Source organism: Microbacterium sp. G2-16M, assembly GCF_055809115.1.
In genome coordinates this window covers 272,487-292,253 of sequence record NZ_CM147897.1, presented here as the reverse complement: position 1 = coordinate 292,253, position 19,767 = coordinate 272,487, and the positions used below count along the sequence as shown (strand labels likewise).

Annotated in this window: 17 protein-coding genes; 6 read left to right on the top strand and 11 right to left on the bottom strand. The window is 70.3% G+C overall.

Going from position 1 to position 19,767, the window contains the following annotated elements:
* Positions 1-2: 2 nt before the first annotated feature.
* The 4 genes from proB to rplU all read right to left on the bottom strand — a co-directional run bounded on the left by proB (position 3) and on the right by rplU (position 3,044).
* Complete coding sequence (gene proB / locus AC0L6F_RS01425; protein ID WP_274635652.1) at positions 3-869, bottom strand: glutamate 5-kinase; 867 nt, start codon at positions 867-869, stop codon at positions 3-5.
* The gene (obgE, locus tag AC0L6F_RS01420) at positions 866-2,377 is read right to left on the bottom strand and encodes a GTPase ObgE (protein ID WP_274635653.1); all 1,512 of its coding nucleotides are present in this window, start codon (positions 2,375-2,377) and stop codon (positions 866-868) included. The genes proB and obgE overlap by 4 nt, the downstream gene beginning before the upstream one ends.
* A gap of 81 nt (positions 2,378-2,458) precedes the next feature.
* Positions 2,459-2,716, bottom strand: a complete 258-nt coding sequence (rpmA, locus tag AC0L6F_RS01415) for a 50S ribosomal protein L27 (protein WP_259611864.1) — start codon at positions 2,714-2,716, stop codon at positions 2,459-2,461.
* A gap of 19 nt (positions 2,717-2,735) precedes the next feature.
* Positions 2,736-3,044 (bottom strand): 50S ribosomal protein L21, encoded by a 309-nt coding sequence (gene rplU / locus AC0L6F_RS01410; RefSeq protein WP_259611863.1) that lies wholly within the window; start codon positions 3,042-3,044, stop codon positions 2,736-2,738.
* A gap of 253 nt (positions 3,045-3,297) precedes the next feature.
* Between rplU and AC0L6F_RS01405 the strand changes: the two genes are divergently transcribed.
* Positions 3,298-3,564 carry a DUF4031 domain-containing protein gene (locus tag AC0L6F_RS01405; protein ID WP_259611862.1) on the top strand — a complete coding sequence of 89 codons (267 nt, stop codon included), beginning with the start codon at positions 3,298-3,300 and terminating at the stop codon, positions 3,562-3,564.
* A 1-nt stretch (position 3,565) separates the two neighbouring features.
* Here the strand turns inward: AC0L6F_RS01405 and AC0L6F_RS01400 are convergent, their stop codons facing one another.
* Complete coding sequence (locus tag AC0L6F_RS01400) at positions 3,566-5,908, bottom strand: Rne/Rng family ribonuclease (RefSeq protein ID WP_473538918.1); 2,343 nt, start codon at positions 5,906-5,908, stop codon at positions 3,566-3,568.
* Positions 5,909-6,210: 302 nt separating this feature from the next.
* On the opposite strand from AC0L6F_RS01400, the gene AC0L6F_RS01395 reads away from it, so the two are divergent.
* Positions 6,211-6,849 (top strand): vitamin K epoxide reductase family protein, encoded by a 639-nt coding sequence (locus tag AC0L6F_RS01395; protein ID WP_473538917.1) that lies wholly within the window; start codon positions 6,211-6,213, stop codon positions 6,847-6,849.
* 3 nt (positions 6,850-6,852) lie between these two features.
* Here AC0L6F_RS01395 and ndk read toward each other — a convergent pair whose 3' ends face one another.
* The 5 genes from ndk to AC0L6F_RS01370 all read right to left on the bottom strand — a co-directional run bounded on the left by ndk (position 6,853) and on the right by AC0L6F_RS01370 (position 13,498).
* Complete coding sequence (ndk, locus tag AC0L6F_RS01390) at positions 6,853-7,269, bottom strand: nucleoside-diphosphate kinase (protein ID WP_274635656.1); 417 nt, start codon at positions 7,267-7,269, stop codon at positions 6,853-6,855.
* Between the two features lies 1 nt (position 7,270).
* Positions 7,271-7,687 (bottom strand): DUF4233 domain-containing protein, encoded by a 417-nt coding sequence (locus AC0L6F_RS01385; protein WP_259611860.1) that lies wholly within the window; start codon positions 7,685-7,687, stop codon positions 7,271-7,273.
* Positions 7,675-9,027: a bifunctional folylpolyglutamate synthase/dihydrofolate synthase gene (locus tag AC0L6F_RS01380; protein WP_473538916.1), complete on the bottom strand. Its 1,353-nt coding sequence runs from the start codon at positions 9,025-9,027 to the stop codon at positions 7,675-7,677. The genes AC0L6F_RS01385 and AC0L6F_RS01380 overlap by 13 nt, the downstream gene beginning before the upstream one ends.
* The gene (gene ileS, locus AC0L6F_RS01375; RefSeq protein WP_473538915.1) at positions 9,024-12,413 is read right to left on the bottom strand and encodes an isoleucine--tRNA ligase; all 3,390 of its coding nucleotides are present in this window, start codon (positions 12,411-12,413) and stop codon (positions 9,024-9,026) included. Before ileS ends, AC0L6F_RS01380 begins: the two co-directional genes overlap by 4 nt.
* 374 nt (positions 12,414-12,787) lie before the next feature.
* Positions 12,788-13,498 (bottom strand): endonuclease domain-containing protein, encoded by a 711-nt coding sequence (locus AC0L6F_RS01370; RefSeq protein WP_274635660.1) that lies wholly within the window; start codon positions 13,496-13,498, stop codon positions 12,788-12,790.
* Between the two features lie 397 nt (positions 13,499-13,895).
* Between AC0L6F_RS01370 and AC0L6F_RS01365 the strand changes: the two genes are divergently transcribed.
* The 4 genes from AC0L6F_RS01365 (at position 13,896) to AC0L6F_RS01350 (ending at position 19,218) form a co-directional block, all read left to right on the top strand.
* Entirely contained in the window at positions 13,896-15,245 is a 1,350-nt protein-coding gene (locus AC0L6F_RS01365; RefSeq protein ID WP_473538914.1) for an MFS transporter, read from the top strand.
* 8 nt (positions 15,246-15,253) lie between these two features.
* Complete coding sequence (locus AC0L6F_RS01360; RefSeq protein ID WP_473538913.1) at positions 15,254-16,174, top strand: CAP domain-containing protein; 921 nt, start codon at positions 15,254-15,256, stop codon at positions 16,172-16,174.
* A 223-nt stretch (positions 16,175-16,397) separates the two neighbouring features.
* Positions 16,398-18,974 (top strand): valine--tRNA ligase, encoded by a 2,577-nt coding sequence (valS, locus tag AC0L6F_RS01355; protein ID WP_473538912.1) that lies wholly within the window; start codon positions 16,398-16,400, stop codon positions 18,972-18,974.
* 1 nt (position 18,975) lies between these two features.
* Complete coding sequence (locus AC0L6F_RS01350; RefSeq protein WP_259611856.1) at positions 18,976-19,218, top strand: hypothetical protein; 243 nt, start codon at positions 18,976-18,978, stop codon at positions 19,216-19,218.
* A 14-nt stretch (positions 19,219-19,232) separates the two neighbouring features.
* Here AC0L6F_RS01350 and AC0L6F_RS01345 read toward each other — a convergent pair whose 3' ends face one another.
* Entirely contained in the window at positions 19,233-19,694 is a 462-nt protein-coding gene (locus AC0L6F_RS01345) for a DUF2510 domain-containing protein (RefSeq protein WP_473538911.1), read from the bottom strand.
* Positions 19,695-19,767: the final 73 nt, after the last annotated feature.

Sequence of the window (19,767 nt, the reverse complement as noted above, 5' to 3'; positions counted from 1 at the left end):
GTCTATCGAGCGGGCGATGCGCCGGCCCCGGCCGCGGCCGTTTGTGACGCCAGGTGCAGGGCGCCGGTGAGCGTCGATTCCACGGGCGCGGGATTGGGGTCGAACCAGGTGCCCACCGCCTCGCCGGACAGCGCCTGTGCCACCAGATCGGCGCTGGTGACCAGCGTCCCGATCCCGAATGACGCGGCCAGCCGGGCCGCCGAGACCTTGGTGGCCGCTCCCCCGGTGCCGACGCTGTTGACCACGACCGAGCCGAACTCGAAGGCGCCCAGATCCTCGCCGAACGCGACCCGCTCGATCGGCCGCGCCGAGGGCTGTTCCGGGGGCGCCGTGTACAGGCAGTCGATGTCACTGAGCAGCACGAGCGCGTCGGCGCGGATCAGCCGGGCCACCAGGGCCGCGAGCCGATCGTTGTCGCCGAAGCGGATCTCGTGCGTGGCCACAGTGTCGTTCTCGTTCACGATGGGCAGGATGCGCAGCGCGAGCAGGCGCTCCATCGCACGCCGGGCGTTCGACCGGTGCACGCGGTTCTCCAGGTCGCCGGCGGTCAGCAGCACCTGGCCGGCCACGATGCCGAACTCGCGCAGCGCGGCCTGGTAGCGGTAGATCAGCACATTCTGCCCGACCGCCGCCGCCGCCTGCTGGGTCGCCAGGTCGGACGGGCGGGTCTCCAGCTGCAGGTACGGCATCCCGATGGCGATCGCGCCGGATGAGACGAGCACGACCTCGGTGCCGCGGGCGTGCGCGGCCGCGAGGGCGGACACCAGCGGGGGGATGCTGCCGGCCCGGTCACCGCTCACCGATGACGAGCCGACCTTCACGACGAGGCGCCGCACACCGGGCAGCGCCTTCCGATCCACCGCTGTCATCGGTCGTCCCCGTCCTCCTCGTCCCCGGTACGGGACAGACGCTGCGCCTCCAGCTCTGCGCGGGCGGCCGCCTTGGCGTCCATCCGCTCGTGGTAGTGCTCACGCCGCTGCGCGGTGGTCCGGCGCGAGCTCGGGTCGACACGCGGATCGGAGCCGCGCGGAGCCGTCATCAGCTCGGCGGTCGACGACAGGGACGGCTCCCAGTCGAAGACCACACCGTCGCCCTTGCCGATCACCACGGCCGCGCCCGGGACGGCGCCGGCACGGTACAGCGCGTCCTCGACGCCCAGCTTGTCGAGTCGGTCGGCGAGGAATCCCACGGCCTCCTCGTTCTGGAAGTCGGTCTGCGCGACCCAGCGCTCGGGCTTGGCGCCCAGCACCCGGTACAGCGGCCCGTAGGTGCCGCCTTCGACGCGCACCTCGAACTCGCGCTCGGACCCCTGCGGGCGGATCACCACGCGCGGGGGCGCCGGCTGCGAGGCCGCCTCGGCGCGATGGGCGGCGATGATCTCGCCGAGTGCGAAGCTGAGCTGGCGCAGGCCTTCGTGGCTCACGGTGGAGATCTCGAACACGCGGTAGCCGCCCGCCTCGAGCTCGGGGCGGACGAGCTCGGCCAGGTCCTTGGCGTCGGGAACGTCGATCTTGTTCAGCACGACCACCTGCGGCCGGTCCAGCAGCGGCACCTGCCCCTCCGGGACGGGATAGGCGGCAAGTTCGGCGCGGATGACCTCGAGGTCGGTGAGCGGGTCGCGCCCGGCCTCCAGGGTCGCGCAGTCCAGCACGTGCACCAGTGCGGTGCACCGCTCGACGTGGCGGAGGAACTCCAGCCCGAGCCCCTTGCCCTCGCTCGCACCCTCGATCAGTCCGGGCACGTCCGCGATCGTGAAGCGGATGTCACCGGCCTGCACGACTCCGAGGTTCGGGTGGAGGGTGGTGAACGGGTAGTCGGCGATCTTCGGCCGCGCGGCCGAGACCGCGGCGATGAGACTGGACTTGCCCGCCGAGGGGAAGCCCACGAGCGCCACGTCGGCCACGGTCTTCAGCTCGAGGACGACCTGGCCCTCCCAGCCGGGCGTGCCCAGCAGCGCGAATCCGGGCGCCTTGCGCTTGGCGGTGGCCAGTGCCGCGTTGCCCAGGCCGCCGCGGCCGCCCGGAGCGGCCACGAAGCGCATCCCCGGCTCGATCATGTCGACCAGAACCTCGCCGTCCTCGTCACGGACCACGGTGCCCACCGGAACGGGGAGTTCGACCGATTCGCCCAGCGCCCCAGACCGGTCATCGCCCATGCCGAACCCGCCGTTGCCGCCGGAGCGGTGCGGCGAGTGGTGGTACGACAGCAGCGTCGTCACCTGGGGGTCGGCCACCAGGACGACATCCCCGCCGTTGCCGCCATTGCCGCCGTCCGGACCGGCCAGCGGCTTGAACTTCTCACGGCGGACCGAGACGCACCCGTTCCCGCCGCTGCCTGCGCGCAGGAACAGCGTCACTCGATCGACGAAGGTGACCATGACGCTCCTGAAGTGTCGGGGATATGCGACGAGGGGCGAGCCGAAGCCCGCCCCTCGTCATGATGCCGCATGCGGCCGGGATCACTCCGCGGCAGCGACGATGTTGACGACCTTGCGGCCGCCCTTGGTGCCGAACTGGACGGCGCCGGCCGACAGCGCGAACAGCGTGTCGTCACCGCCGCGGCCGACGTTCACGCCGGGGTGGAAATGGGTGCCGCGCTGGCGGACGATGATCTCGCCGGCGCCCACGGCCTGACCGCCGAAGCGCTTCACGCCGAGGCGCTGGGCGTTGGAGTCGCGGCCGTTGCGGGTGGAGCTTGCGCCCTTCTTGTGTGCCATCTGTGCGTCTCCTCTGGCCTTACTTGATTCCGGTGACCTTGACGCGCGTGAGGTCCTGACGGTGCCCCTGGCGCTTCTTGTAGCCGGTCTTGTTCTTGAACTTCTGGATCACGATCTTCGGGCCGCGCTCCTCGCCGAGCACCTCAGCGGTCACGGTCACCTTCGCGAGCTTCGCGGTGTCGCTGGTGACGGCGTCGCCGTCGACCAGGAGCACGGCGGGCAGTTCGAGGGTCTCGCCGATCTTGGCCTTCTGGCGGTCGAGGACGACGATGGTGCCGACCTCGACCTTCTCCTGCCGGCCACCGGCGCGCACAACTGCGTAAACCACTTCACACCTGTTTCGTCTGGGAGCGCACGGCTCCGGTTGTCTTTCGAGACTCTGCTCTTTTCGAGACTCTGCTCTCTTGCGAGCAGCGCTCTTGGGAAAGATGAAGTCACGGTGCTTCACGGCCGGCCGACGGCCGCGCCGGTCGACGCACGCCTTGACGGCGGCACGACAGGGCGCACCAAGGATCTACTTTACCGGATGCCGCGCCCCCTGGCAAAAGCACCCCGCGGGCGGCGCCCGTAGGATCGATCGGGTGACGATCCTGATCGACGACCCGCGCTGGCCCGCGCACGGACGACTGTGGTCGCACCTGGTCAGCGACCGCTCGCTGGACGAGCTGCACGCGTTCGCCCAGGCCAACGGCATCCCTCGTCGCGCGTTCGATCTGGACCATTACGACGTCCCGGAGGAGTCGCACGCGCGGCTGGTCCAGGCGGGCGCCCGGCCCGTGGACGGCCACGAACTGGTGCGCCGCCTGATCGCCTCGGGACTGCGGGTGCGGGCGCGCGACCGGTACTGACCTACTCCTGAGTGGAGATGGGCGTTCCGGTGAGCGCCGCCGTCGTCACCCGGCGCCGGGAACGGCCCTGCCCGGGGGCCTTCGGCTCCGGGAGCGCTTCGAGCACCGAGTCCAGCAGCAGGTCGCGCTCGGTCTTGGGCTCGTGCGCGCCCTTGCCGTCCTTCTCCTTGCGCTTCTTCCGCTTCTTGGGACGCTCCGGTGCCACGGGTTCGGAGGCGGCCGCCTCGTCCGCGAGCGGCTCTTCGCCCTCGCCGTGGTGGATCGTGGATGCCGCGATCTGCGCCAGCGCGGACTTCGCGCCCTCGGTGATCACATGCGTGCCGCCGGCCGGCGTCGTGGTCGGCACGCTGCTCGGGCGCGACCGCCGCGAGCCGCCGCCGTTGGAGGACGAGCGGTGCTTGACCACCGGGTCGTGGTGGATGATGATCCCCCGCCCCGCGCAGACCTCGCACGGCTCGCTGAAGGTCTCCACCAGGCCCAGCCCGATCTTCTTCCGCGTCATCTGGACGAGCCCGAGCGAGGTGACCTCGGCCACCTGGTGCTTCGTGCGATCGCGGCTCAGGCACTCGATCAGGCGCCGCAGCACCAGGTCGCGGTTGGACTCGAGCACCATGTCGATGAAGTCGACAACGATGATGCCGCCGATGTCGCGCAGCCGCAGCTGACGGACGATCTCCTCAGCGGCCTCGAGGTTGTTCTTGGTGACGGTCTCCTCCAGGTTGCCGCCGGTGCCGACGAACTTCCCGGTGTTCACGTCGATCACCGTCATCGCCTCGGTGCGGTCGATGACCAGCGAGCCGCCCGAGGGCAGCCACACCTTGCGGTCCAGGGCCTTCTCGATCTGCTCGGTGATGCGGAACTCGTCGAACGGGTCGCCGTCCCCCTCGTGCCGCTCCACCCGCTCCACCAGGTCGGGGGCGACAGCCTCCAGGTAGCCGAAGATGGTGCGCTGCGCCTCTTCGCCCTGGATCAGCATCTTCGAGAAGTCCTCGTTGAACACGTCCCGCACGATCTTGACGAGCAGATCGGGCTCGGAGTGCAGCAGGGTCGGCGCCTGCGTCGTCTCGAGCACCTTGTTGATGTGCTCCCACTGCGCGGTCAGCCGCTGCACGTCGCGGGTCAGCTGCTCCTCGGTGGCGCCTTCCGCGGCGGTGCGCACGATGACGCCGGACGACTCGGGCAGCACCTCCTTGAGGATGCGCTTGAGCCGCGCGCGCTCGGTGTCGGGAAGCTTGCGCGAGATCCCGTTCATCGCGCCGCCCGGCACGTACACCAGGTAGCGCCCGGGCAGCGAGATCTGGCTGGTCAGCCGGGCGCCCTTGTGGCCGACCGGATCCTTCGTGACCTGCACGAGGACGCGGTCGCCGGACTTCAGCGCGAGCTCGATGCGCCGCGGCTGATTGCCCGTCTCGACGGCATCCCAGTCCACCTCGCCGGAGTACAGCACGGCGTTGCGACCGCGGCCGATGTCCACGAACGCGGCCTCCATGCTGGGCAGCACGTTCTGCACCCGGCCGAGGTACACGTTTCCGATCAGCGACGCGTCCTGGCTGCGGGCGACGTAATGCTCCGCGAGCACCTTGTCTTCGAGCACGCCGATCTGGATGCGGCCGTTCTTGGAGCGGACGATCATCTCGCGGTCGACCGACTCGCGCCGGGCCAGGAACTCGGCCTCGGTCACGACCGGACGCCGGCGCCCCGCCTCACGTCCGTCGCGGCGGCGCTGCTTCTTGGCCTCCAGGCGCGTGGAGCCCTTGATCCGCTGCGGCTCGGTGATCGCCTCGACGGTGCGCTCCCGCGGGTTCGGCTGGTCGTCGCCGTCCCGCGGCTCACCGCGGCGCCGGTTGCGGCGACGCGAACCGCTGGGCTCCTGCGCCGGCTGCGGCTCGGGCGGCAGCGGCGGCAGCAGCGCGATCTCGGGGGCGTAGAAGTTGAGCTCGGTCGAGACCGCCGATACGAACGTCTCGGGCAGCAGCCCGAGACTGACCGCCGTGGGGATCGCGGGCTTCTCCGGCGCGGATGCCTCGGCCGGCGCGTCCGGCTCTGCGATCGCCGCAGGCTCGTCCTGCGTCACCGACAGCGCCTCCGGCGCGTCTGCGGTCGCCGCGGGCGCGTCATCCGCCGTCGCGGGCGCGTCATCCGTCGCCGCCGGCGCGTCATCCGTCGCCGCGGCCTCTTCCGCCGCAGCCACCTCGGGCTCCACAGCCACCTCGGGCTCCACAGCCGGTTCCGGCTCCACAGCCGTGTCCGGCTCCCCCGTCGCTTCCGCCGCGACGCTCAGCTCGGGAGCCGTCTCCGGATCCGTCTGGCTGTCATGGGCTTCGTTGTTCTCATCGACCGTCACCGGCGTACTCCCTGCGGGTGACACCGCGCGTCACCCGACGAAATCTCGTGCGGCGCCGCCTGTGCCCTTCCGGTACGGGGCGGGGCCGCGAACTCACTCGGTCTGCAGCAGGCTCTCGGCTCTGACTGCGAAGGGCGTTCATCGCCCGAAGTCTTCGCGATGCGGCTCACGGCGCGGCCGTGATGTGCATCTGGACCCATTATCGCACTACGGGCGGCGAATGTGCCAAAGCGCGCCCGGACGGGGTTTGTCCCGGCCTGTCCCGTGCGCGGCCCATAGCGGCTGATGCCATAATCCGAGCCATGCCCCAGACGCAGACGCACACCCACCCGAAGGGCCTGGCCATCTGGCTCATCATCGCCGGCGTGATCGGGTGGTGGGCGGCTTTCCAGCTCACGGTCGAGAAGTTCCTGCTCCTGGAGAACCCCGGTTCCAAGGCCGCGTGCGACTTCAGCGTCCTGGTCCAGTGCGGCGCGAATCTCGACTCGCCGCAGGGCAGCGTGTTCGGGTTCCCGAACCCGATCATCGGCCTGGCCTGCTGGGTGGCGCCCATCGTCGTCGGGATGGCGATCCTGGCCGGCGCGCGCTTCGCGAACTGGTTCTGGTGGCTGTTCTGGGCGGGATTCGTGTTCGCGATCTCATTCGTGGCCTGGCTCATCGGCCAGAGCATCTTCGCGGCGAACCTGCACACCCTGTGCCCGTGGTGCATGGTGACCTGGGCGGTGACGATCCCGTCGTTCTTCGCCGTCACGGTGCACATCCTGCGCTCCGGCGTGGTGCCCCTGCCGGCCGGTGGCCGCCGGGTCGCGGGACGACTGATGACCTGGGTGCCGCTGATGACGATCGTCGGCTACGGAATCGTGATCATCCTCGCCCAGATCGAACTGGATGCCGTGCCCAACATCTGGCGCACGATCCAGATCGGCCTCGGCTGGGCCTGAATCTCAGCCGAACCAGATCGACAGTTCGCGGGCGGCCGATTCCGGGGCATCCGATCCATGCACGAGGTTCTGCTGCACCGGCAGCCCCCAATCACGGCCAAGGTCGCCGCGGATCGTGCCGGGGGCGGCGGTGGTCGGGTCGGTGGTGCCCGCGATCGAACGGAAGCCCTCGATGACGCGCTCCCCCGCGACCCGGATCGCCACCGACGGGCCCGACATCATGAACTCCAGCAGCGGCTCGTAGAACGGCTTTCCGGCGTGCTCGGCATAATGCCGCTCGAGGCGCTGCCGGTCCGGCTCGACCAGCCGCAGGTCGACCAGCGAATAGCCCTTCGCCTCGATCCGGGCGAGGATCTCGCCGGTCAGGCCGCGCGCGACGCCATCGGGCTTGACCAGAACGAGAGTCTCTTCGGTGGCCATGTCATTCTCCATTCGCAGATTCCGCTTGTGCCTGAAGTCGCGCGTTGCGCCGGTCCAGGGATGCCCCCTTGATCGTGGCATACGCCCACATCGCGCCGAAAATCACGGCGACCAGTCCGATCGCGGGCACCAGGAACGCGGCGAGGGCGACCAGGACCTGCAGCGCCCATCCGAGCACGATGCCCCACCGGTGCCGGAGCAGGCCGCTGACCACCAGCATCGCCACCGCGACCACCGCACCGCCCACGATCCCCCACCAGTCCGGGACGGCATCCGGCAGCGCCTTCAGTCCGAACACCGCCAGCCCGGCCAGGAACACGATGATCGACTCGAACACCAGCACGATCTGACCGAGCGACTCGGCCGCGCCGCGCCGCCGCCGCACGCGTGGGGCCTTCTGCTCGCTCACGCGCTCCATCCTGCCTTCCAATCCTGGGCGTCGGCCAGGGTGAGGGCCGCACCGGCCAGGACGATCGAGCCGGCGATCACCACGGCACGCCGGTCGGATGCCGCAGCCCATTCGCGCGCGGCTTCCACGGCGTCGTCCAGGTCGTGGTGGACGGTCACCGGGATCTCGGCCGCCTCGGCGAGGTCGGCCACGGCGTCGGCGTCCAGCGCGCGCTCCGACTCGGGGCTGGTGGCGAACACGTGCGCCGCGATCGGGGCGAGCTCGGCCATGATCCCGACGGCGTCCTTGTCGGCGAACACGCCGAAGACCACACCCCACTCATCGAAGTCGAACGACTCCCGCAGGGCGGCGACCAGCGCGTGCGCCCCGTGCGGGTTGTGTGCGGCATCCACCAGCACCGTGGGCGCCGCGCCCACCAGCTGCAGTCGCCCGGGCGAGGTGGACTCGGCCAGCCCCTCGGTCACGATCGGGCCGGGGATCGGCTGGGTCCCGCCGCCGATGAGCGACTCGACCGCCGCGATGGCCAGCGCCGCGTTGCGCCCCTGATGAGCGCCGTACAGCGGCAGGTACTCGCCGTCGTACCGGCCGGCCAGGCCCTGCACGGTGATCTGCTGCCCGCCGACGGCCAGCCGCTGCTCCTCGAGCGCGAAGCCCTCGCCCTCGAACGCGATCGTCGCGTTCTTCGCGGCCGCGGCCGCGCGCAGCACCCGCGCGGCCTCGGGGCGCTGGCGCGCCGAGACCACGGCGGCGCCTTCCTTGATGATCCCGGACTTGACCGTCGCGATCTCCTCGATCGTGTCGCCGAGCCGGTCGGCGTGGTCCATGTCGATCGGCGCGAACACCGCGACATCCCCGTCCGCCGTGTTCGTGGAGTCCCACGAACCGCCCATGCCCACCTCGAGCACCAGCACGTCGACCGGGGCGTCGGCGGCCACCACGAAGGCGAGGACCGTGAGGATCTCGAAGAACGTCAGCGCGGCGTCCCCCGCGGCCTCCAGCTCGGCGTCCACGATGCCCAGGAACGGCGCGATCTCGTCCCAGGCATCCGCCACCGCGCCGTCGTCGCACGGTGCGCCGTCGATCATGATCCGCTCGGTGAACCGCTCCAGATGCGGACTCGTGAACAGTCCGGTGCGCAGCCCGTGCGCGCGCACCAGGCTCTCGATCATGCGGGCGGTCGAGGTCTTGCCGTTCGTGCCGGTGATGTGCACCACCCGGTACGTGCGCTGCGGGTGATCCAGCAGCTCCAGAACGCGGCGGGTCCGCTCCACGCGGGGCTGCACCCACCGCTCTCCCTGGCGCGTGAGCAGCTCGGCGTAGACCGCGTCGGCGCGTGCCCGATCGTTCATGCGGATGTCTCGACCTTCGTGACGGCGACCCAGAACGGGCCGGTGTTGGCGAACGCGCGGGCCGCGAACGGCGCCACGTGCTGCGGCGTGCGCTCGAACGCGACGCCGGCCAGTGTCTCAGCCGACCAGCTGTCGGGCCGTTCGGCCAGCTCTTCGGAGATCTGCACGTCCCGGCCGAGCACCTTCAGCTCGTGCTCGACCGCGAGCGTCTCGGCCGCGACATCCGCCGTCTCGAAGGCGCCGGCGACGGCGGTGCCGTCCTGCGCGTCCGCGAACACCAGCTCCAGCCGGATGCGGTCGCTGACCTCGAATCCGGCGGCCTTGCGCGTGTCCTGCACGGCCCGGATGACGTCACGGGCCAGACCCTCCGCCTCCAGCTCGGGGGTGGTCGCGGTCTGCAGCAGCACGAACCCTCCGCGCGGCAGGAGCGCCAGCGCCTCGCCCTCGGGCCGGCCCGTGGTCTCCAGCACCAGCTCGTATTCGCCGGCGGCCAGCGCCACGCCGCCCGCGACGACCACGCCGTCCTGTTCGGCCCAGTCGCCGTCCTTCGCAGCGCGGATCACCTGCTGCACCTGCGCGCCCAGCCGCGGCCCGGCCGCACGCGCGTTCACGCTGAGCCGATGGGTGATCCCGTACTCCGCCGCCGTCGAGGCCGCGAGCTCGATCAGCTCGACCGCCTTCACATTGAGCTCGTCGCGCACGATCTCCTCGTACGGGGCCAGCGAGGCGGCATCCGGGGTGACCACCGAGAGGCGCGCGAGCGGCAGGCGCACGCGCTTGCCCTCCTTCTTGCGCAGGGCGTTGGCGACGCTGGAGACCTCGCGGACCGCGTCCATGGCCTGCCGGATCCCGGCTGCCGGGGCGAAGGCCGAGGCGTCGGGCCAGTCGGTCAGATGCACGCTGCGCCCGCCGGTCAGGCCCTGCCACACGCGCTCGGTCACCAGCGGGAGCAGCGGCGCGGCGACGCGGGACACCGTCTCCAGCACCGTGTAGAGCGTGTCGAAGGCCTCGGTCGACCGCGGGTCGGCGGCATCCACGCCCGCCCAGAACCGGTCGCGGGAGCGCCGGATGTACCAGTTCGTGAGCGCCTCGGCGAAGTCGCGCAGCCGTTCGGCGGCCGTCGTCGAGTCCAGTCCGTCCAGGTCGGAAGCGACATCGGCCACCAGCTGGCCGGTCAGCGACAGGATGTAGCGGTCCAGCACGTCGGTCGAGTCGGTGCGCCAGGTGGCGGTGTAGCCGGTCGGAGTCGCGGCGTTCGCGTAGGTGGCGAAGAAGTACCAGGCGTTCCACAGCGGGAGCATGAACTCGCGGACCCCGGCGCGGATGCCCTCTTCGGTGACGACGAGGTTGCCGCCGCGCAGCACCGAGCTGGACATCAGGAACCAGCGCATGGCGTCCGAGCCGTCGCGGTCGAAGACCTCGCTCACGTCGGGATAGTTGCGCAGCGACTTGGACATCTTCTGGCCATCGCTGCCCAGCACGATGCCGTGGCAGCTCACCCCGGTGAACGCCGGCCGGTCGAACAGCGCCGTGGACAGCACGTGCATCAGGTAGAACCAGCCGCGGGTCTGCCCGATGTACTCCACGATGAAGTCGGCCGGCGAGTGGGAGTCGAACCACTCCTGATTCTCGAACGGGTAGTGCACCTGCGCGTACGGCATCGACCCCGAGTCGAACCAGACGTCGAACACGTCCTCGATCCGGCGCATGGTGCTCTTGCCGGTCGGGTCGTCGGGGTTCGGACGGGTCAGCTCATCGATGTACGGGCGGTGCAGGTCGACCTCGCCCTCGGTGTTGCGCGGCAGGGCGCCGAAGTCGCGCTCCAGGTCGGCGAGCGAGCCGTACACGTCGACGCGGGGGTGCGCCGGGTCGGAGCTGCGCCACACCGGGATGGGCGAGCCCCAGTACCGGTTGCGGCTGATCGACCAGTCCCGGGCGCCTTCGAGCCACTTGCCGAACTGCCCGTCCTTCACGTTCTCGGGCACCCAGGTGATCTCCTGGTTGTTGGCCAGCATCCGGTCCTTGAAGTCGGTGACCCGGACGAACCAGCTCGAGACGGCCCGGTAGATGAGCGGGTTGCGGCACCGCCAGCAGTGCGGGTACGAGTGCTCGTAGCTGGCCTCGCGCAGCAGCCGCCCGCGCTGCTGCAGCAGGCGGATGATCGGCCGGTTCGCGTCCATCCACAGCTGGCCCGCGACATCCTCCACCTGCGGCAGGAACCGGCCCCCGTCATCCAGGCTGACCACGACCGGGATGCCGGCGGCCGCCGTCACCCGCTGGTCGTCCTCGCCGTAGGCCGGGGCCTGGTGCACGATCCCGGTGCCGTCGCTGGTGGTCACATAGTCGTCCACCAGGATCCGCCAGGCGTCCTGCGTGCCGTAGACGTCGGCGTCGGCGTAGTAGTCGAAGAGGCGCAGATAGGCGACATCGGCCAGCTCGGCGCCGGTCACTGTCGCCTGGATCGCCTGGCGCGCGGCATCCGGCGACGCATACCCGAGGTCGGTCGCATGATTGCCCAGCAGCTCGTCGGCCAGCAGGTAGCGGTGGTCGCCGCCGTCGCGGGCGCCGGCCGGTCCGGCGGGAACCACCACGTACCGGATGTCGGGGCCGACCGCCAGCGCCAGGTTCGTGGGCAGCGTCCACGGCGTGGTGGTCCAGGCCAGTGCGCGCACGTCCTCGAGGCCGAGCGCGGCCGCCTTCGGCCCGACGAGCGGGAACGTGACGGTGACCGACGGGTCCTGCCGCATCTTGTAGACGTCGTCGTCCATGCGCAGCTCGTGGTTGGACAGCGGCGTCTCGTCCCGCCAGCAGTACGGGAGGACGCGGTATCCCTCGTACGCGAGACCCTTGTCGTAGAGCGTCTTGAACGCCCACAGCACCGACTCCATGTACGAGGTGTCGAGGGTCTTGTAGCCGCGCTCGAAGTCGACCCAGCGCGCCTGGCGGGTGACGTAGTCCTGCCATTCGTGGGTGTACTCGAGCACCGAGGAGCGCGCCTTCGCGTTGAAGGTGGCGATCCCCATCCGCTCGATCTCGTCCTTCTCGGTGATGCCGAGCTGCTTCATCGCCTCGAGCTCGGCCGGCAGCCCGTGCGTGTCCCACCCGAACACCCGGTCGACCTTCTTGCCGCGCATGGTCTGGAACCGCGGGAACAGGTCCTTCGCGTACCCGGTGAGCAGGTGGCCGTAGTGCGGCAGCCCGTTCGCGAACGGCGGGCCGTCGTAGAAGACCCATTCCTCGGCGCCCTCGCGCTGCGCGATGGAGGCGCGGAACGTGTCGTCGCGCTCCCAGAAGTCGAGGGTGTCGCGCTCGATCGCGGGAAAGCGCGGGCTCGGGGTGACCGAGTCGGCGGCGGGGCCGAAGGCGGATTCGCGGGGGTAGGTCATGTTCGCTCGCAGGGTGCTCGATTGCTCTGCGCCGGGACGACCGGTGTCTGAGACGCTCGGCCGCGGTACCACCCTGCGTGAGCGGTCGCCCGCTCCCCTCTCACTGCGGCTGTGACGGGCCTGACCCGCTCGGTTCTACTGAGCTCGCGCTGTTCTTCCGAGGACTCCCCGGTGATGGCCGGATCGACGCCTGTGCTCCCATCCTACGCGGCGCGGCGGCGGGATGCCGCATCCGCGCGCCCGCCCTGCGTCGGCTCCTCGGCCGAGCCGAGGAGATCTGCCCGGGCGAGGACAGAATCGGCCGGAACGACCCTCTCCTCGGCACTTCTCCTCGGCCCGGCCGCGGAGCGTCGAGTCGAGGACGTCCCGGGCGATCACGCGGCCAGGTGCAGGCCCTGCGCAACAGCGGCGAGGATCCGATCCTGCACCTCGGGCCAGTGATTGATGATCTCGTCGTAGCCGACGCGGATCACGAAGTAGCCGCGCAGCATCAGCTCGGCGTCGTGCGCGAGATCCGCCGCACGTTGTGCGCCGATGTGGTGGCCGCCGTCGATCTGCAGCACCAGTCGCTGCCCGATGAGGAAGTCCACACGGTGCCCATACAGCCAGGACTGCGCGTGGATCGGCACTTTCAGCCATCGCAGGCGCGGGTAGATGAAGGTCTCGAGTCCGGAGTCGTGGAACGGGACAACCGCCTTCACCAGCTCGCGCGCCTGCCCTCGGAACGCGAGCCGCTCGAGCTTCTTCCTGTCGACGAGGCTCTTGTTCATCGCGCTGTCCCAGACGGCGAGCGCCGCCTCGTATGGCTGGCACAGCGCGACAGCCTGCAGCACGTTCTCGATCGGGTCGGCGAGGGCATCCGGGTCACGGGGCACGAGTGGAGCGAATCTGTGCACGACAGCACCCACCGCCGCGACCATTCCCGCGTGCGCGCCACAGGCGACATGCACCTTGGATGCTTCCAAGACCCACAGTCCCAGCCGCTTCGCCTGCGTTACGCACGACAGAACGGCGCCGGCGCGCGCCGCGAACCGCAGCTCGGTGTCAGCGTCGGGCAGCGCGACCCACACGCGTCGTTCGCGCACGAGAAGCCTGGACCGGACCGCAACCTCGATGTCCCGTTTGCTCACACCCCCGCGAAGGAGTGATTGACTTCGGGCGATCCCGCCTCGATGACGCACCTCCTGGACCACGGCATCCATTCGCTTCTGCATGAGCTCGAGACTGCCGCGCCCGCACGCGGACATGGGGCGATCCCCGATATCTGTGGAAAGCTGCCGCCTGTGGAGGAAGGGATGCCGCGGCCCAGCATCCCCACCCCGGAGGACAAGTCCTCGGCCGAGCCGAGGAGATATGCCCGGGCGAGGACAGAATCGGCCGGAACGACCCTCTCCTCGGCACTTCTCCTCGGCCCGGCCGCGGAGGGCTGACACGACACATTGATGGATTGCGTCCAGGTATGTCTGCGCGGTGGCAGGATGGATGCCTGTGACCACAGCGCCTGCACAGCCCCCGGCATCCACCCCCACCCGTCGCGTCGCCTGGGCCTCGATGGTCGGCACGTCCCTGGAGTCCTTCGACTTCTACGTGTTCGCCTATTTCTCGGCCTACTTCATCGGCCCGCTGTTCTTCGACCCGCTCGGCCCGTTCGGCTCCACCCTGGCCGCCTTCTCGACGGTGGCCGTGGCGTTCGTCGTCCGCCCGATCGGCGCCGTGATCTTCGGGCACATGGGCGACCGCCTCGGCCGGCGTGCCACGCTGCTGTGGACGGTCGGCATCATGGGCATCGCCACCGGCCTCATCGGCCTGCTGCCTCCCTACGCGCAGAGCGGGTGGCTGGGTGCCGTGCTGCTGGTGCTGCTGCGCGTCGTGCAGGGTCTGTCGCTCGGCGGCGAATGGGGCGGCTCGATCCTGCTGGCCACCGAGCACTCCGGCCGGGTCTCGCGCGCGTTCTACGCGGCCATCCCGCAGCTGGGCTCGCCGGTGGGCTCGACCCTGTCGGCGGCGGTGTTCCTCGTCATGGCCGCGACGATGCCGGCCGAGGCGCTCGCGACGTGGGGGTGGCGCATCCCGTTCCTGCTCGCCATCCCGCTGCTGGCCGTGTCGCTGTACCTGCGCCTGTCGATCGACGAAACCCCGGTGTTCACCCGCGTCGTGCGTCAGGGACGACGAGACCGGATGCCGGTGGCCACGATGTTCGCGCAGCGTCCGGCCGCGCTGCTGATCGCGACCGGCGCCGCGCTGCTGGGCATCGGCTCGTACTCGCTGATGAACACCTACACCGTCAACTACGGGGTCGAGCACCTCGGATTCGACTTCCAGGACCTTCTGGTGGCCACCACGATCGGCGCGCTGCTACAGTTCGTGACGATCCCGCTGTTCGGAGCGTGGGCGAAGAGAGTGGGGTCCGCCCGCATCGTGCTGTGGGGTGCGGTGGGCACGCTGGTGATCACCTTCCCGATGTACTGGATGCTGCAGTTCGCGACGTTCCCGATCCTGGTGGCCACGATGGTCATCGGCGGGATCCTGCCGACCATGTCGTGGGCGGCACTCGGCGGGCTGATGAGCGACCTGTTCCCGGACCACTTCCGCTACTCGGCGCTGTCGGTGGCGTACGCGGTGGCGGCGACCATCAGCGGCTTCGTGCCGCTGGTCACCCTCGCCCTGGGTGACGCGACCGGCTATGCCTGGTGGCATCCCGGCGTGGTGCTGGCCGTGATGTCGGCGGTCACGCTGGTCGCATCGTGGGTCGCTCACCGCAGAATCGCACGGAACGGGCATGATGAGAGCGAACCGGGCGTTCCCCTCCCGGCATCCGCCCCCGCCGGATAAGGATCCCGATGACCGCAACGGCCGCCCGCCCCCGTGTCCCCCGCCGCGCCGCCGTTCTGGTCGCCGGCATCGTCGCGACGACGCTCGTCGTGCTCGGCGTCTCCACGCCGGCCTTCGCGGCCGGCAGCGGCACGATCGCGTCGATGGTCAACAGCGACCGCGCCGCGCACGGGTTGAGGCCGCTGGTGCGCAGCGGGGCATTGGATGCCGTGGCCGCCCGCTGGGCGCAGCACATGGTCGACGCGGGCACCATCTCGCACAATCCGAACCTGGCCGCGCAGGCGCCGGGTGGGTGGCTTCGGCTCGGGGAGAACGTCGCGATGGGCTACGGGCCGGAGGCGATGGAGCGGGCCTGGATGGCATCGCCCGACCACCGCGCGAACATCCTCGGGGACTACACCGCCTTCGGTGTCGCCTACCTGATCGTGGGCTCGAGCACCTGGGGCGTGCAGGTGTTCGCGAAGTACGCCACCACGACGAAGTCGCAGCCGGCGCCCGCACCGGTCATACCCAAGCCCGCACCGGTGAAGGCCGCACCGGCGCCCGCGAAGCCGGCGCCTGCCAAGCCCGCGCCCGCGAAGCCCGCACCCGCGCCCGCGAAGCCGGCGCCCGCGAAGAACACCGCGCCCCAGCCCGCGCCGGCCGAGCAGCGGCCGGTCAAGGCCGCACCGGCCAAGACCGTGGCCCCGAAGCCGACCGCGACCGCGACCAGACCGGCATCGGCGACACCTCTGCCGGCCACGGCGACCCCCACCCCGACGACCGCGGGCGTGAGCCCCACAGCGACTCCCCGCGCCACAGCATCCCCGACCGCCGCGGCAGCAGCAGAGACCGCGCCCGCCTCGGTGGCGCTCCCGCTCGGTCTCGCGGTGGGGATCCTCGCGCTGGCTGCGACCGCGTTCGCGGTGATCCGGCGGCGCCGCATCTGACCGCCGCACCGACCCGACCAGGGACTCATCCTCACCAGATGAGGAGATCTCACCGGATGAGGACCAGAACGGGCCAATTGCACGTCATTCCGTGAGATCTCCGCAGCCCGTGGGCAGCGCCTGGCTCGCAGCGGATGCCGCAGCCGACCCCTGTAGAATGGCCCGACATCCCACACTCAGGCACGCTCACACAGTGCCGCCTATATCGTTCAAGGAGACCTCCATGGCCGACGCATCCATCCCCGACAAGCCCGTCCTCGAGGGTCTCGAAGCCAAGTGGGATGCCGCATGGAGCCAGCAGGGCACGTACCTGTTCGACCGGCCCGCGGCGAAGGCCTCGGGCAGGGCGGGCGTCTACTCGGTCGACACTCCCCCGCCGACAGCGTCGGGGAGCCTGCACATCGGCCACGTGTTCAGCTACACGCACACCGACATCAAGGTGCGCTACGAGCGCATGCGAGGCAAGACTGTGTTCTACCCGCTCGGCTGGGACGATAACGGCCTGCCCACCGAGCGTCGCGTGCAGAACTACTACGGCGTTCGCTGCGACCCGTCGCTGCCCTACGACGCCGCGTTCACCCCGCCGTTCCACGGTGATGCGAAGAGCCTGAAGCCGGCCGACCAGGTGCCGATCAGCCGCCGCAACTTCATCGAGCTGTGCGAGACACTCACCGAAGAGGACGAGAAGCAGTTCGAGGACCTCTTCCGCCAGCTCGGCCTGTCGGTCGACTGGACGCAGACCTACCGCACGATCTCGAACGACACGATCCGGACCAGCCAGCTCGCGTTCCTGCGGAATCTCGAGCGCGGCGAGGCCTATCAGGCTCTGGCCCCGACGCTGTGGGACATCGACTTCCGCTCGGCGATCGCCCAGGCCGAGCTCGAGGATCGCGAGCAGCAGGCCTCATTCCACCGGGTCGCGTTCCACCCCACCGACGGCGGCGACGACGTGTTCATCGAGACCACCCGGCCCGAGCTGCTGCCGGCCTGTGTGGCGCTGGTGGCCAACCCGGCCGACGAGCGCTATCAGCCGCTGTTCGGCACGACCGTGCGCACGCCGCTGTTCGACGTGGAGGTGCCGGTGCTGGCCCATCCTCTCGCGCAGCAGGACAAGGGCTCGGGCATCGCGATGATCTGCACCTTCGGCGACGTGACCGATATCGTCTGGTGGCGCGAGCTCGACCTGCCCAACCGCACGATCCTCGGCAAGGACGGCCGCGTGCTCGCCGACGCCCCCGACGTGCTGGTGACGGATGCCGCGAAGGCGGCGTATGCCGAATTGGCCGGCAAGACGGTGTTCAGCGCCCGCAAGCAGATCGTCGAGCAGCTGGAGGCGTCCGGCGACCTGAAGGGCGTGTCCAAGCCGTTCAGCCACGCGGTGAAGTTCTTCGAGAAGGGCGATCGGCCGCTCGAGATCGTCTCGACCCGCCAGTGGTATCTGCGCAACGGCGGCCGCGACGAGACGGTGCGGGCAAAGCTCATCTCGCTCGGCAAGAGCATGAACTGGCACCCGGACTTCATGCGCGTGCGGTTCGAGAACTGGACCAACGGCCTCACCGGCGACTGGCTCGTCTCGCGCCAGCGCTTCTTCGGCGTGCCGATCCCCATCTGGTACGGGCTCGATGCGAATGGAGAGCGTGACCACGACCGCGTGATCGCACCCGACCCGGCGCGGCTGCCGATCGACCCGACGACCGACGTGCCGGACGGGTACACCGAGGATCAGCGCGGGGCGCCGGGCGGATTCGAGGCCGAGCAGGACATCTTCGACACCTGGGCGACGTCCTCGCTCACGCCGCAGCTGGCCGGCGGCTGGCAGCGGGACGACGAGCTGTGGAATCTGGTGGCGCCGTTCGACCTGCGACCGCAGGGGCAGGACATCATCCGCACCTGGCTGTTCTCGACGATGGTCCGCAGCGCGCTCGAGGACGGCCGGGCCCCCTGGACGGATGCGGCGATCTCGGGCTTCATCGTCGACCCCGACCGCAAGAAGATGTCCAAGTCCAAGGGCAACGTGGTCACGCCGGCCGACATCCTCGCCGCGCACGGCACCGACGCGGTGCGGTACTGGTCGGCCTCGAGCCGGCTCGGCGCGGACGCGGCGTTCGACCCGCAGAACCCGACGCAGGTGAAGATCGGACGGCGACTGGCCATCAAGGTGCTGAACGCCGCGAAGTTCGTGCTGTCGTTCCCGGTTCCCGAAGGAGCCGAGATCACGCACGCGCTGGATGCCGCCATGCTGGCCGGGCTGGACGGGGTCATCCGCGACGCGACGAAGGCGTTCGACGCCTACGATCACGCACGGGCACTGGAGGTCACCGAGGCGTTCTTCTGGACGTTCTGCGACGACTACCTCGAGCTCGTGAAGGAGCGCGCCTACGACCGTTCCGATGTCGGCCAGGCATCCGCCGCCCTGGCCCTGCACCTCGCGCTGTCGACGCTGCTGCGGCTGCTGGCGCCCGTGCTCGCGTTCGCGACCGAGGAGGCGTGGTCGTGGTTCGAGGAGGGCTCGATCCATCGCGCCGAATGGCCGGTGCCGCTGGAGATCGCCGGCGATACGGCGGTGCTGTCGGCCGTGAGCGCGGCGCTCGTGGGCATCCGCCGCGCCAAGACCGAGGCGAAGGCCTCGCAGAAGACGCCGGTCGCGCACGTGACGATCGCCGGTCCGGCCGACGTCGTCGCCGCGATCCGGCTCGCCGAGGGCGATCTGAAGGCCGTGGGACGGATCGACGAGATCGCCTACGCCGAGGCGGACGTCCTCGCCGTGACCGACATCCAGCTGACCGCTCAGGAGGCGTGACATGCAGGTGGGAACCCGATGGAACGCCGGCGGCGAGCCGCCCGCACGGCTGACCCCGGAATTCGTGGCGCAGCTGCGCGCCGTCGAGGCCGACCTCCCGCCGGACGAGCAGGGCGTCGCACGATGGACCCTCACATTCCTTGAGGGTCGGCCGGTCGCCGAGCTCGACACCGGCGTCATCGTGACGCTGGATGCCGCGGGCAGCGTCGTCGTGCGCCACGATGACGAGGACGAGTTCGGCTAGACCGCGGAATCCGCTCAGATGATGAGCAGGATGCCGATGATCGACAGGATCAGACCCGCGATCGCCAGGCCCTTGCCGGCGTTCGGACGCGTCATTCCGACGATCGAGAGGACGAGCCCGGCCGCGCCCGCGGCCAGGCCGAACAGGATCGGCAGGAACACCGAGACGAGTCCGATGACGAATCCTGCGATCCCGGCGCCGTTGGTCGGTCGCGGTGCGGCCGTGCCGGGCGGCATGGTCGGCGTCATCATTCCGGGGTTCGCATAGCCGTACGGCACCATCTGCTGCCCCGGCTGCTCGGGCGGCCGCACCCAGGGGTGCGGCGGATACGGCTGCGCGGTCAGCGGCTGCGGGGGCCTGGGATGCTGCGCAGGTGCCGCCGGCTGTCGCGCCGCCGTGTGCGGCGTCCACCCGGTACCGTCCCAGTACCTGATCGCGCCCGCTCCGTCGTTGTACCATCCGGCCGGAATCGACATGCAGCATCCCCCAGTCGCCGTCCCCAGTGCGTTCCCGTACTGTAGCGCGATCCCGAGCCCGCAACCAGGATCG